We start from the raw sequence: 14,562 nt of genomic DNA, 5'->3' as shown, positions 1-14,562 counted from the left end.
ACCTTAAAGTCTAAAATTAACCTTACCTTAAAAACAAAATCCCAAAAATTATACAGTATTATTATTTCATGTATATATAAATAACACAAAACATATAACTAGACTATTCTAGATTTATACCAATTTGCAAATTTTTTTATTCCCTCTTTAATAGAAGTTAAAGCCTCATAAGCAAAATCTTTTTTAAGTTTTGAAATATCACAACAACTCTCCACAACATCTGCCTTTTGCATAGGTAAAAATTTCTTCAAAGCTTTATTGCCAAGGTTTATCTCAAGTTCTCTAATAAAATCCATAAGCCTAATGGCTTGTCCCGTACCTATGTTGTATATCCTATATGGAGCAAGGGAACTTGAAGAACTGGGATTTTTGACATCAAAATTACCATCGCTCTCAGACGGGTTTTTAAGTACATTATAAACCCCATCTGCAACATCATCCACATATGTAAAATCTCTAGCCAGATTTCCATCATTAAAAACATTAATAGGAGTTTGATTTGTAATCCCATCTGCAAATAAACATAATGCCATATCGGGTCTTCCATAAGGTCCATAAACCGTAAAAAACCTTAATCCCGTAGTTGGAATATTAAAAGATGAGCTGTAAGCATGTGCTATAACCTCATTAGACTTTTTGCTAGCCGCATATAGATTTAAAGGATGATCCGTATTGTTATCCTCATCTGAGGGCATTTTTTCATTTATTCCATATACTGAAGACGTTGAAGCATAAACAAAATGCTTAATATTATCTTTATATACCCTGCATGCATCCAAAACATTAAAAAAACCAACAATATTAACTGTAATATAACTATCGGGATGCTCAATGCTATCTCTAATGCCGGCTTGAGCTGCCAAATGACAAACATGTGTAAACTTATATTTAAAAAAAAGACTCAAAATCTGTCCTTTATCTAAAATATCAAGATAAACAAAACTTAAGTTATCATACTTCTTGCTTTTAATAATTTTTCTACTATCTACACCTTCACAATCAAATCCTAAGACTTCTAATCTTTCATACTTCAAGTTGGGTTCGTAATAATCATTTAAGATGTCTACGCCTAAAACCTCATGCCCATTATCAGCAAGCTTTTTGGCGACATGAAATCCAATAAATCCTGCAATACCTGTTAAAAATACCCTCATGCACTCTCCCACTTATAGCATACATCTTTATATCCAAACATAAAATTAAAGTCAACTCACTTTAATCAAAATTTTATAAAAACTTTACTTTCTAAAGCCAACATCCTTTTTTGGATAACTACAAAAATTACTATTATATTTACTGCCTCTAATATAAGAAATCCTTATTCTCTTTAAATTTCCATCTCCCTCACTTTCTGTCTTAATATCATTATAACGATTTAAAGTAGTATGAATAATTCTTCTCTCAAAAGGATTCATCGATGGCAGAAGAATAGAACGCCTATTCCTCTTAACCTTATGCAAAGAGCTTATTGCTAAATTAATAAATCTTGATTTAAATCTTTCTCTATAATCCTCAATGTCTAATATTACCCTATTAAAAGCACCATTGTCTCCGATAAGCTTAGAGGCATAGGTATTTGCCAAAAGCTGGAGAGCATCCAAGTTTCTTCCTTCTCTTCCAATTAATATATTTGGACTGTCTGTCTCAATAGAGATTTTAATATATTCACTTTCACTAGGTTCAATCTTTAAATCAACACAATAACCCATCTTAGCTATCATTTCTCTAACAAACTCCAACACCTTACTATAAATGTCTTCACTAAACTTACTTTCAGATTTGACTTCCCCTTCTTTTACATGAGGAGATACTTTTATCTTAATCATCTCTTTCTTAAATAAAAATCCAACTTTTTCCTTATCTAAAATCTCTACATCAAATTCGCCTTCTCTTAAATCAAGATCTCTCATCGCTTTCTTAATTGCTTCTTGCTCCGTTTTTCCATAAAACTCATAACTCATTTGTTCCTCCTTTAAGACACATGCTTCTTTATATAGTATTGTTGCAAAATAGTAAAAATATTTGTTGTAACCCAATAGATTAGAAGTCCTGACGGCATATCATAAAGTATGAAAAAAAACATAATCGGCATACCAAAATATAAAAATTTCTGTTGCGTGCCAAGATTTCTAAGGTCAACATTGGAACTAATAATTGTAGAAAATAACTGAGTAAGCATCATAATAAAAGGCAAAATTCTAATATCAGTCCAGACAAAAAATTTATACCCAAAATAATACACACTATCACCAATTGACAAATCATCAATCCAACCTGGAATAAAACTAGCGCCCCTTAGCAAAAAGAAATTATTTACAAGACCATAAAGAGCAAAAAATACAGGAAGTTGTAAAAGAATAGGAAAACATCCACCAAGAGGATTAACACCTTCTTCTCTGTAAAGTTTACCCATCTCTTCGTTTAATCTTTTAGGATCATCTTTAAATTTAGCTTGTATCTCTTTCATTTTGGGCTGTAATTTAGAAAGCTCCGCTGTAGCTCTAAAACCCTTAAAAGTCAAAGGAAATATAAGTATTCTTACAATAATTGTCAAAAACATTATTGAAAGTCCCCAATTAGGAATAACATTATAAAAAATTTGCATTATCTCTTGCATAGGAACTTGAATAAAGTATAATAGACTCTTTTCCACAGACATTCCAAATTCAAGATTAGCCAAACCAAAACTATTTTCATATTTTCTATCAAAAATATCTAAATACTTATTATCACGAGGACCTGCATAAATATAAAATTTATCACTAATATTTTTGTTATCTACTTTATTTAAAATAAAAGCCTTAAGAATTCCATTTTCCTGTTTAAATTCAATATTCATATCTTCTTTTGAAGCTAAAATTTCGAAATATTTAGTACTAGAACCGACCCACTTAGGATTAATAACATTTAAACCATCCTTGCCATACCTAAGCTTAGTATCATAATAAATAGCCTGGGATAAATAACTATTATACTGAAGCTTACCCCTCTCACTTAATTTTTCAATGTTAGAACTTAATACAAATTGATAAGAATCAATTTCAAAACTATTATCAGCGTCAAGACTATTTAACAAAATCTCAAGCTTTATTAAATATTCATTTTTGTTTGAAAATTTATATCTCTTTATGTATTCATAATTTTTGCCGTTGTATTCAAAATTGGCCTTAAAATCATGTGTATAGTCATCTAACCTATAGTATGAAAACAAATTTTTTGCTAAACTATCAAAACTAATATAGAAAAAACTTTCCCTCTCAACACTAGAATTAATCATTTCAGTTGGTTTTTTTTCTAAATTTAAATGCTCCTTAAGCCTTAAAGAAATTAAATTTCCTCTAAATGTTGAAAAAGTAACATAATACACTCCTGTTTCAATACTAATATCTTCAGAATTAACACTTAAACTTGAAACATTATCCTCTTCACCATTTGAAGAGTTATCAATATCAAAATTTCTGTCTAAGTTAAAACCAATTTCCCTATCTATCGCAGAAGGAGATTTTTGAGGAAAAAAGACATCGTTAATAAGCATAAAAACGCCAATAAAAAATAAAGAAAAATAAATGGCTCTTAAAATTCTTTTATTATGACTCACACTTTCCTCTTCATGATATCCAAAGCTAAATTATTTATTAGCGTTTCCACTTCACAATAATTAATATTTGACTTTTTGGGAGAAACTACGAAAGCAAAATCAAGACTACTATCTTTGAATAAATCAAACTGTCTCCTAAAACATTCCTTAAAAATTCGTCGAACACGATTTCTCTTAACAGCACCTTTGAAAATTCTGGGAAATGTAACAAGAATTCTAGAAACTGCTAAACTTGTAAACTCATAAAATACATTACAACCATCCATTCTAATCAATTTACCTTTTTTAAAAAGCTCTTGAATTTCTAACTTTGATTTTATACTAATACTTCTTCTTTTCATCAGAAACAGTTAACTTCGATCTTCCCTTTACCCTTCGCCTTGCAAGGATAAGTCTTCCATTTTTAGTCTTCATTCTAGATCTAAATCCAAACTTTCTGTTTCTCTTAACCCGACTCGGCTGATAAGTTCTCTTCAAAAAAAGCCCTCCAATTAAAAACATTCTTTAGTGCTAAACAAATTAAACACTACAATATTATATTATACAATTACAATTGTCAATAAACTCATTTTATTAAAATCTTTATATCTACTATCTCAATGCCTGTAGAATCCTTTATTGTCTTTTTTATTTTTGACTTCTTTAGAGCAATACTATACAAAACACTTGAATTCTTAACGCCAATAAATAATATCTTATTGTCTTTTACATCCAACAATTCTACACTATCTGAAAGCTCTTTAAATATAATTTGCCAATTTTGAGAGATCACAAAATTGATATTCAAGTTTTTCTTAGTAACTATTTCTGAATTTAAATATTCTTTAAGTACATCGCTAGCTTTTTTAAAGTTCAAATCTTCCATCCTTAACCCTGTATACCACAAAACTACTGTCTCGTTTAATATCATAGGCATCATCTAAAAATGTGAAAAAGCACTGAGAACTTTTTGGCAAAATCTCGAAAACTCTTCTTCTTCTTATACTATCTAACTCAAGAAACACATCATCGAAAAGCAAAATAGGAGCTATACCAAATCTTTTATTAAAAATAAGAACCTGGACAAGTCTATAAATCAAAGAAAGTGTTCTGTTTTGACCTGTTGAGGAATGATTTGTAAAAACTCTATCACCATTTAACACCTCATATAAATCTCTGTGAGGCCCCATTAAAGTACTCTTCTCAAAAAGCTCATCTCTCTCTCTTAAAAGTAAGTTTTTTAAAAGTTCATCCCTATTATCACATTTAACAGAAGGCACATATTTAATCTCTAAACTAGAAGAAATATCAAAAATAAAGGAATAATAGTACTTAAAAAACTCATAAAAGTGCTTAATAAAATTTTCTCTCATTTTTGTTATCTCAAGTGCACAATCAACAAAAGTTTCATTATAAACTTTAAGTAAGTTTCTATCCCCTTGCCTTAAAATCAAATTTCGCTGTTTCAAAATTTTTCGATACCTCCTAAGAATATCTAAGTAGCTCAAAGAAACAAGACTTATTGCCTGATCAAAAAACCATCTCTTCTTAGCAGGAGCTCCAACAATAAAATCAATATCATAATTTGAAAAAATAATTGCCGGAATATTAAATATTAATTCTTTTCTGTCTTTTATAATACCATTATTCACCCTTATTTCTTTCTTTCCATTTCTAAATGATAAATTAATTTCCCCATTCCTTTCTGCAGTTTTATAAAAACACTTCAAATAAAATTCAGTCTCCCCGTACTTAACAAGTTCTCTGTCAGTACTCACTAAAAACGAAGATGCAAAAGCAAGACAATAGATAGCATCAAGTATGTTCGTCTTACCTGAACCATTCTCTCCATAGAAATAAACATTATTAAAATTGAAATTAATAACCTGATTTTCTATATTTTTAAAATTAAAAAGCTCAATTTTTCTTATCATCTTACCGGTAAAAAAGAGTATCAATTTAGAATCATAGGCATTATTAAATGCATGAAGTCCGTATTACCTAGTTCACTCAGCCTTAATACATTTCCTTGACTGAATTTTATCTCTAGCTTTGAAGTATCAAATACACTAATTGCTTCAGTAAGATAAACACTATTAATAGCTATAACCTCTTCATCCCCATCATAATCATAATGAGGATCCATTACGAAAAACTCTCCCTTTCTTCCTGTAATAGGATCTTCTGCCATAAGTCTTAGTTGTTCAGCTGAAAAACTCAAAATAACTTTCTTAGACCTTCTGTCTGTATAAGAACTCACTCTTGAAAGCCTATCTTTTAAAATACTAACCTCAACTGAGGATTTATTTTTTTGCTCTGTTGGTATAATGCTTTCATAGTCGGGATAATTTCCGCTTATAAGGCTGCAAGATATTTTGTAATTATTAAATTCAACATAAAATTTCTCATCAGAAGTCTTAATTTTTACCATTCCTTCCCCTGTCACCATCTGCTTTAAAAGATTAAGCATTTTAACAGGTACAATAAAACTAATATCTTCTTCAAATATTAATTCAGTTTTATACATGGACATTCTATGTCCATTAGTAGAAACGAACATTAATGTAGAGTTTTTATCTTTTGTAAAATAAATACCATTTAAGACATTCTTAGATTCATCAGTAGATGCTGAGAATGAAACCTTGTTTATAATTTTTTTAAATTCTCTTTGACTCAATTCAACTGTAAAGTTGTAAGTTTCGCCATTGATTTCGCAATTATAGTTTTCAATCTCTTCAACGGAGAAAGTTGGCTCGTTAAGTTGATCATTTGTCTTAATGTTATCTTTGTTCTCTGTCTCTCCAATTATACATAGTTTATTTTCATGTTCATTAAAGTTTATTTTTAATTCATTATATAAATTCAATGCTTTTACCGCATCTGAAAAGTTGGAAGCATTGATCAATACCTTAAAATTCTCCGTCGATACGATTGGTATTGTGCTTTCAAAGAATATGTTTCTGTCTGTTGATTTTATTGTAAGATTGGAATTCTTTATTTCGAGTAGAATTGCACTCCAAATGTCGTTTATGTTCCTGTTTAAGATTATACTTTTGGCTTTGTCAATCTCACTTGAGATTTGCTCTGTGTCGCATAGTATAAATTTTTCGTTCAAATTTTCACCCTCCTTAATTAGTATAGTATCATTCATTGGTTTTTATAAGTTCGATTTTTACGTTGATTTCTTATATTTATTAGTAATGGTAATAGTAAAGCACTGTCTAATTGTCTAATTCCCTCTAATTACTTATGTTAAAATTAATAATATCTGTCTAATTCTCTGTCTAATTCTCTGTGTATTTGATTAATTCTTTGTTTAACTTGTTCAAAAGTATTTTTAATTTTATATATTTTATTAATTTTTGTTGATTTTGTTCATAAGTTCTATGATTAAATTGTTAATTTCTAAGTCATTACTTCTTTCTTTATCTATCTTATTTATTGAATAAAGTACTGTTGAGTGGGTTTTTCCTCCGATGATTTTTCCTATTTCAATTGTTGAAAGCTCTGTAAAATTCCTAAGAAGGTAAGCATAAATGTGTCTTGCTTTTGTGATTTCAGGTTTTTTGCTATTGCCTTCAATGTCCTTATTTGTAAGTTTTAATTCCCTTAATATGACTTTTTTTATGGTTTCAATGCTTATTTTATTATGTATATTGGTATACTCTTTCTGGTAAGTTATTATCTCTTTAATAATTTTATCTACTATGTTAATGTCAATTTCTATATCTTCAAGATCTATGTGGGCTTTTAGTTTTGTTACAGCAGCTTCAAGATCTCTTATATTTGTGGTAACCTTTTTAGCAACTAAGTTTAAAATGTTTTTTGGAACTTTGATTCCATCCTCTTCTGCTTTTTTTTCTATAATTGCTACTCTTAGTTCAAAATTCGGCTTTGATATATCGACATTTAATCCTCTAGTAAATCTGCTTTTTAATCTATCTGTAAAATTTATGAGGTCTGAGGGTTGCCTGTCGCATGTAAATACCATTTGTTTGTTGTCTTCATAAAGAGCATTGAAAGTATGAAAAAGTTCTTCTTGTATCCCTTCTTTTTTCTGTAAATCATGAATATCGTCTAATAATAGCATATCTAAATGTCTATATTTCTTCTTGAATTTTTTTGTTTCGTTTGTTTTTATGCTTTCTACAAATTCATTTAAAAAATTCTCAGCAGTTACGTAAAGTATTTTAAGTTCTTTATGTAATTCTTCTGCTTTGTTTCCTATACTTTGAAGCAAATGTGTTTTACCAAGACCAACTCCACCATAAATTAGGCATGGATTGTATTTCTTACCAGGATTTTTTGCAATTGATAAACTTGCATTATATGCAAGTTTATTATTTGATCCTGTAATGAAATTTTCAAATATATATTTCTTTTTAAGAAAAGGATTTCTATATTTTATATGAATTTCTTCTTTAGTAAAATATTTCTTTGCGTTTTCTGTGGCATTTTTGATATAAGTTTGAGAGGCCGTTCTTTTTTTAAGTGAATCTTGTGATATGGAGTTCTCTTTTAATGGGGGAGGTTTTGATTCTATGCTGTTAACATTAGAGTCATTTTGTGGGTTTATAAATTCGACATTAGCTTTACTATAGCCTTGATCTAAAAGAATTTCTTTTATTCTTTTAGAAAATCTTTTTTCTACTTGATTTTTATGAAAGGAATTTGGGACAGATATTTTTATATTCTCGTTATCAGCATCTATGAAATACAAGTTTTCAAACCATATATAAAATTCTTCCTCAGGAACCTCTTTTCTTATTGCTGTTAAAATTAAGCTCCAGATGTTTTTTCCCTCTTGCATTTCTTATCCTCATTGATTTTGGAGATTATAAACACATACTTGTTGACTTTAGTAATGTATGTATAAGTATATAGTATAATAATAGCTTGAAACATTTATAGGTTTTGAAATTTTATTGTTTTTAATTCAAATTAAAATGTGCTTTGTAATTTGTGTTATTTGATAGATATTATCTTATTTTTAATATAAAATTTGATTATATCTAGATTATGATTAATTGTATGGAAGGTTTATGAGTTATGTTGCTAGTAATATTCAAGTTTTAAAGGGACTTGAAGCTGTTAGAAAAAGACCCGGTATGTATATTGGATCTGTTTCAATTAATGGCTTGCATCACTTGGTTTATGAGGTGGTTGACAATAGTATTGATGAGGCTTTAGCTGGGTTTTGTGATAAAATAGAGGTTGTTATTAATTCAGATAATTCTATAACAGTCAGTGATAATGGTAGAGGAATTCCTACAGACATTCATGAAGAAGAAGGAATTAGTGCGCTTGAACTTGTTTTAACTAAACTACATTCTGGAGGAAAATTTACCAAAGGTATTTATAAGGTTTCTGGTGGGCTTCATGGTGTTGGAATTTCGGTTGTTAATGCTTTATCATGTTTTTTAGAGGTTTTTGTTAGTAGAGACGGGAAAGTTTTTAGGCAAACTTTTTCAAGAGGTATTCCAACATCTGAAGTTGAAATTGTTGGAGAAAGCTCCTCTAGGGGAACTAAAGTTACTTTTTTAGCCGATTCTGAGATTTTTGAAACTTTGGAATATGGTTTTGAAGTTCTTTCAAGGAGACTCAGAGAACTTGCATTTTTAAATGATAAAATACAGATTTCAATCGAAGATAAACGGTTGGGACAAGAGAAATTTTTAGAATTTTACTTTGAAGGTGGAATTAAAGCTTTTGTAAATTATTTAACACATAACAGTAGAAATATTCAAAGTGAACCTTATTTTATTGAGGGATTTTTGGATGAAGTTGTTGTTGATGTTGGATTGAAGTGGACCGAAGGATACTCTGAAAATGTTTTATCTTTTGTGAACAATATCAATACTAGAGAGGGTGGAACTCATGTTGCTGGTTTCAGGAGTGGTCTTGTTAAGGCAATGAGTGAAGCTTTTAAAAATTCAAAGATAAGCAAAAAGGATGTTCCTAATCTTACATTAGATGATTTTAAAGAAGGGTTAACAGCAGTAATTTCTATTAAGGTTCCAGAACCTCAATTTGAAGGTCAAACCAAGGGAAAATTAGGTAATTCTTATGTAAAGAAGATTGTTGAAACTATTGTACATGATGGACTTTTGAAAATTATTGATGATAATCTTTTAGAAATAGACTCTATTCTTGATAAGGCAATAAGGGCGGCGCGTGCTCGTGAGGCTGCTAGGAAAGCAAGAGAATCTGAGAGGAAGAAAAGTGCTTTTGAAAGCTTGGCATTACCTGGCAAATTGGCAGATTGTGCTTCTAAAAATCCTGTTGAGAGAGAGATTTATATTGTAGAAGGTGATTCTGCTGGGGGGAGTGCAAAAATGGGAAGAGATAGGTTTTTTCAGGCTATCTTACCATTGTGGGGGAAAATGCTTAATGTTGAGAAGACGACAGAAGATAAGGTTATTACAAATGATAAGCTTATTCCAATAATTGCATCTCTTGGTGCTGGTGTTGGAAAGAATTTTTATATTGGAAGACTTCGTTATCATAAGATTATTATTATGGCTGATGCTGATGTTGATGGATCTCATATTAGAACGTTACTTTTAACTTTTTTCTTTCGTTACATGAGAGATTTAATTGAAAATGGTCATATATACATAGCTATGCCACCTCTTTATAAGGTTAAATATGAAAATCGAGTACATTATTTTTATGATGATTTAGAGAAAAAATCTTTTTTGGGGTCAATTGAGAGTGATAAGAGAGATAAGGTTAGTCTTCAAAGATATAAGGGTCTTGGTGAGATGAACCCTACTCAACTTTGGGAAACTACTATGAATCCTGCTACTAGAAAGATGAAATTAATAGAAATAGATGATGCTATGCAGGCTGAGAGAATGTTTGTTACTCTTATGGGAGATGATGTTGAACCTAGAAGAGAATTTATTGAGCAAAATGCGCTTGATGTGGCAAATCTAGATGTGTGATTGGAGCGTTAATGGCAATTAAAGAAGGTAGAGAGCAAATATTAAATATTAAAATAGAAGATGAGGTTAAAACCTCTTATTTAAATTATGCAATGTCTGTTATTGTTTCAAGAGCCCTTCCTGATGTTAGGGATGGTCTTAAACCTGTGCACAGGAGAATCCTTTATTCGATGCATGAAATGGGACTTAGGGCTGATAAGCCATTTAAGAAAGCTGGAAGAATAGTTGGTGATGTTCTTGGGAAGTATCATCCTCATGGTGATCAGTCGATTTATGAGGCACTTGTGAGGCTTGCACAAGAATTTTCTTTAAGATATCCTATAATAAGTGGGCAGGGAAATTTTGGTTCTATTGATGGCGATCCCCCTGCTGCTATGAGATATACTGAGGCTCGGATGGCAAGAATAGCTGAAGAGCTTGTTAAGGATATCGATAAACATACTGTTGATTTTAGACCCAATTATGATGATTCTTTAAGTGAGCCTGAGGTTTTGCCAGCTGCTTTTCCATTTTTATTGGTAAACGGTTCTAGTGGAATTGCTGTTGGAATGGCAACAAATATGGCTCCACATAATTTGAAAGAGATTTGTGATGCTGTAGTTTATATGTTGGATAATGATAATGTGTCTATTAATGATTTAATTGCGATAGTTAAGGGACCAGATTTTCCGACAGCTGCTGAAATTATTTATAATGACAGTCTAATTAAGGCTTATATAACAGGTAAAGGCAGTATTGTTATTCGAGCTAAGTATCATATTGAGGAAAAATTAGAAGATCATTCTGCTATTATAATTACACAAATACCTTATGCTGTAAATAAATCTTCTCTGCTTATGAAAGTTGCATTATTGGCTAAAGAAGAAAGGCTAGAAGGTATCTCTGACATAAGGGATGAGTCGGATCGTGAGGGGATTAGAATTGTACTTGAGATTAAGAAAGGCTTTGATCCTCATGTTGTTATGAACTTGCTTTATGAGTATACTGACCTGAGGAAAAACTTTAGCATAAATAACTTGGCTCTTGTTGATGGAATTCCAAAGCAACTGAGTTTAGAAGAACTTTTATCTGAATTTATTAAATATAGAAAGGAAATTGTTAGAAGACGGGTAGAGTTTGACTTAAAGAAAGCAAGAGAAAAAGCTCATATTCTTGAAGGGTTAAATGTTGCTTTAAAAAATATCGATAAAGTGATAAAAATAATAAAGTCTTCTAGGGTTGTAAAGGATGCTAGGGAAACCATTATTAACGAATTTCATTTATCAGAAATTCAAGCTAACTCTATTCTTGATATGAAATTACATAGATTAACATCTCTTGAGATAGAAAAACTTGAAGAAGAGTTTACACTTATCTTAGGTTTAATAAAAGATTATGAAGATATTCTCTTAAACCCAGTTAGAATTGTTGATATTATAAGGAAAGAAATTATTAATTTAAGTTTAAAATTTGGTGATGAACGCCGAACAAAAATCATTTACGATGAGGAGGTTTTAAAAACTAGTATGTCAGATTTAATGCAGAGGGAAAATGTTATTGTTATGCTTACAAAACGAGGTTTTATTAAAAGAATCGTACAGGATGAGTATAAACTTCAAGGTATAGGTGGTAGGGGGCTTGGTTCTTTTGATTTGCAGGATGAAGACCAAGTTAATATTTCTTTATGTGTAAATACTCATGACTTTTTATTGATGATTTCAAATGAAGGAAAGCTTTATGTAATTAATGCTTATGAGATTAAGGATACTTCTAGATCTTCAAAAGGGCAAAATATCCGTGAACTTATTAATTTGGGAGAAACAGAAGAGATATTAACTATTAAAAACAGCAATGAATTATCTGTGGACAATTACTTATTAATAACAACTGCGAATGGGAAAATAGCTCGTATTGGAACAGAAGGCTTTAAGGCAATTAAATCAAGAGGAGTTATTATTATTAGGCTTGATGACAAGGATTTTGTTACAAGCGCTGAAATTGTTTCTGGGAATGAAAAAATCATTTGTATTTCTATGAGAGGAAATTCTTTTATATTTAATTCAAATGATATTAGACTTACAAATAGAGGCACTCAAGGTGTATTCGGTATGAAAGTAAAAGAGGGTGATATATTTATTAAGGCTTTAGGTGTAAGACAAGGATCCCATCTTTTAATTGTTTCTGAAAATGGTTATGGCAAGAGATTAGAAATCTCTAGATTGAGTACGCTTAAAAGAGGTGCTACTGGGTATGCTAGCTATAAGAAATCCGATGAAAAAGCAGGAGGGATTGTTGATGCTATTACAGTTTCACAAGATGATGAAATATTACTTGTAAGTAAGAGTTCAAAAGTTTTAAGGACATTAGTCGGTAAAATATCTGAACAAGGTAAAGATGCTAGAGGAATTCAGGTGATATCTCTTGATGAGGATAAGTTAGTGTCTGTTTCAAAATTTATTAAATGATAAATTAATATCTATTGTATTTGAAGAATGTTCCACGTGGAACATTCTTTTTATTATATTATTATCTAATTGAAATTTACCTAGAGCAACTTTATAAAGTTTTGTATTATTACAAGGAGGTTTTAAGTACGATGAAAGAGATTCTTAAAATGGTAGATATTGAACTTTTAGATGTAGATAAGTCTCAACCTAGAAAGTCTATTGGTCTTACTGAACTTGAAGAGTTAAGTGTCTCTATAAAAGAGAATGGGATATTGCAGCCCATTGTTGTTTTTAATAATAATGGAAGGTATAACCTAATAATAGGTGAGAGAAGATTTAGGGCCGCTAAACTAGCCGATATGAGACAAATTCCTGTTATAGAGATAGGGACAAATAGAAAAAACCAAGATTTTATGTCTTTAATTGAAAACATTCAAAGGGAAAATTTAACACCTGTTGAGGAGGCATATGCTTATAAAAATCTTATGAATAAACATTCTTTGACCCAAAAAGCTTTATCTGAAAAAATAGGTAAAAATAGAACTCATATCGCTAATTTAGTTAGAATTTTAGAACTTGAGCAGGAAATTTTAAATTCTTTACATAAAAAAGAAATATCTTTAGGACATGCCAAGGTTTTATTATCATTAAAGGATAATCAGGATAGATATACTCTTTATATTTTAATAATTAAAAGGAAATTGTCCGTTAGAGATGCTGAAAATTATGTTAAGAATTTTGATAAATCTATTGATAATAAATTGGAAATGTTAAGGGATCCTTTTTTAAGCAGTGTTAAAGAATTTTTAGTAAGTAGAATACAAACTAAAATAAATATTAAGGGGAGTAAGGAAAAAGGGAAAATAGAAATAAGCTATTTTACATCTTCTGATTTAAAAAGAATTATCTCTATCTTTGAGAACATTAAGTAATTTTTTTCTGTACTTCTTTCAAAATAATAAAAAGTTCTTGTTTATGTTTTATCTTGTCTAATTTAATATTTTTAGTATCATTTAGGTCTTGCAGGAGTAACTCTATTATTTTTATAATTTCTTCTTTTCTAAACTGGATTTTATTAAATTTTATTTTAAGATTTGTTTTATAGTTTGCATCTTTTTTATAAAGTGATTGAAATTCTTTTAAAGATTTTATTTTTCCATTAAGGACTTCTGTTCTTAAATAAATAGGACAGGATTTTTTGGAAATTTCATACGAGAGAGATAATGGTAAGTTTTTTATTATAGATTGCTTATTGGAATTTTCGACAAGTAATTCGTATCTTGATATTAATGAGTAAACTTTGTCCTTTTTAAATCCCATACTAGTAAACCACTTGTAGAAAAGTCCGTCATGTTGGTTACTACCGCGTAGCTTTTCTTGCGCTTCTTTTAGGATTCTTCCAATTTCTGTATATATATTGTTAAAGATGTTAAAAATTTCGTATTGCTTCATTTGTAAAAACTCAGCTATTTCTTTGTCCAATTTTTCATATTTGAAATTTTTATTTTCAATAATAATCAATTCTTGCTGTGCCAAAATGGTTTTATGGTCCTCATTTTTTCTAGCTTTTGACCTATTAGAGTCATTAGGGTATCTAGATTGTCTGACATTT

The 14,562-nt window shown here is 29.9% G+C and carries 12 protein-coding genes and 1 pseudogene; 3 read left to right on the top strand and 10 right to left on the bottom strand.

The window, feature by feature from the left end:
* Positions 1-98: 98 nt before the first annotated feature.
* The 9 genes from CR532_RS02305 to dnaA all read right to left on the bottom strand — a co-directional run bounded on the left by CR532_RS02305 (position 99) and on the right by dnaA (position 8,387).
* Positions 99-1,154, bottom strand: coding sequence for an NAD-dependent epimerase/dehydratase family protein (locus CR532_RS02305; RefSeq protein ID WP_108729216.1), 1,056 nt, complete (start codon positions 1,152-1,154; stop codon positions 99-101).
* An 84-nt stretch (positions 1,155-1,238) separates the two neighbouring features.
* Positions 1,239-1,961, bottom strand: a complete 723-nt coding sequence (gene jag, locus CR532_RS02300) for an RNA-binding cell elongation regulator Jag/EloR (protein ID WP_108729215.1) — start codon at positions 1,959-1,961, stop codon at positions 1,239-1,241.
* A gap of 11 nt (positions 1,962-1,972) precedes the next feature.
* Positions 1,973-3,598: a membrane protein insertase YidC gene (yidC, locus tag CR532_RS02295; protein ID WP_108729214.1), complete on the bottom strand. Its 1,626-nt coding sequence runs from the start codon at positions 3,596-3,598 to the stop codon at positions 1,973-1,975.
* Entirely contained in the window at positions 3,595-3,939 is a 345-nt protein-coding gene (rnpA, locus tag CR532_RS02290; protein ID WP_108729213.1) for a ribonuclease P protein component, read from the bottom strand. Before rnpA ends, yidC begins: the two co-directional genes overlap by 4 nt.
* Positions 3,920-4,075: a 50S ribosomal protein L34 gene (rpmH, locus tag CR532_RS02285; protein ID WP_108729620.1), complete on the bottom strand. Its 156-nt coding sequence runs from the start codon at positions 4,073-4,075 to the stop codon at positions 3,920-3,922. Before rpmH ends, rnpA begins: the two co-directional genes overlap by 20 nt.
* An 88-nt stretch (positions 4,076-4,163) precedes the next feature.
* The gene (locus CR532_RS02280; protein ID WP_108729212.1) at positions 4,164-4,463 is read right to left on the bottom strand and encodes a hypothetical protein; all 300 of its coding nucleotides are present in this window, start codon (positions 4,461-4,463) and stop codon (positions 4,164-4,166) included.
* Positions 4,444-5,511: a DNA replication/repair protein RecF gene (gene recF / locus CR532_RS02275; protein WP_108729619.1), complete on the bottom strand. Its 1,068-nt coding sequence runs from the start codon at positions 5,509-5,511 to the stop codon at positions 4,444-4,446. Before recF ends, CR532_RS02280 begins: the two co-directional genes overlap by 20 nt.
* 20 nt (positions 5,512-5,531) lie before the next feature.
* Positions 5,532-6,728, bottom strand: a complete 1,197-nt coding sequence (dnaN, locus tag CR532_RS02270) for a DNA polymerase III subunit beta (protein WP_199911302.1) — start codon at positions 6,726-6,728, stop codon at positions 5,532-5,534.
* Between the two features lie 204 nt (positions 6,729-6,932).
* Positions 6,933-8,387, bottom strand: coding sequence for a chromosomal replication initiator protein DnaA (gene dnaA, locus CR532_RS02265; protein ID WP_108729210.1), 1,455 nt, complete (start codon positions 8,385-8,387; stop codon positions 6,933-6,935).
* Between the two features lie 232 nt (positions 8,388-8,619).
* Here dnaA and gyrB point away from each other — a divergent pair, with 232 nt between their 5' ends.
* The 3 genes from gyrB to CR532_RS02250 all read left to right on the top strand — a co-directional run bounded on the left by gyrB (position 8,620) and on the right by CR532_RS02250 (position 13,882).
* Positions 8,620-10,524, top strand: a complete 1,905-nt coding sequence (gene gyrB, locus CR532_RS02260) for a DNA topoisomerase (ATP-hydrolyzing) subunit B (RefSeq protein ID WP_108729209.1) — start codon at positions 8,620-8,622, stop codon at positions 10,522-10,524.
* Positions 10,525-10,535: 11 nt separating this feature from the next.
* Complete coding sequence (gyrA, locus tag CR532_RS02255; protein WP_108729208.1) at positions 10,536-12,968, top strand: DNA topoisomerase (ATP-hydrolyzing) subunit A; 2,433 nt, start codon at positions 10,536-10,538, stop codon at positions 12,966-12,968.
* Between the two features lie 131 nt (positions 12,969-13,099).
* Positions 13,100-13,882, top strand: a complete 783-nt coding sequence (locus CR532_RS02250; RefSeq protein WP_108729207.1) for a ParB/RepB/Spo0J family partition protein — start codon at positions 13,100-13,102, stop codon at positions 13,880-13,882.
* Here the strand turns inward: CR532_RS02250 and CR532_RS02245 are convergent.
* Positions 13,875-14,560: pseudogene (locus CR532_RS02245) on the bottom strand (hypothetical protein). The gene CR532_RS02250 and the pseudogene CR532_RS02245 sit on opposite strands and share 8 nt — an antisense overlap.
* Between the last annotated feature and the right edge of the window lie 2 nt (positions 14,561-14,562).

This window comes from Candidatus Borreliella tachyglossi (genome assembly GCF_003076595.1).
Classification (GTDB): domain Bacteria; phylum Spirochaetota; class Spirochaetia; order Borreliales; family Borreliaceae; genus Borrelia; species Borrelia tachyglossi.
Note: the sequence above shows the minus strand (reverse complement) of the source record. Positions and strands in the feature narration are given on the sequence as shown.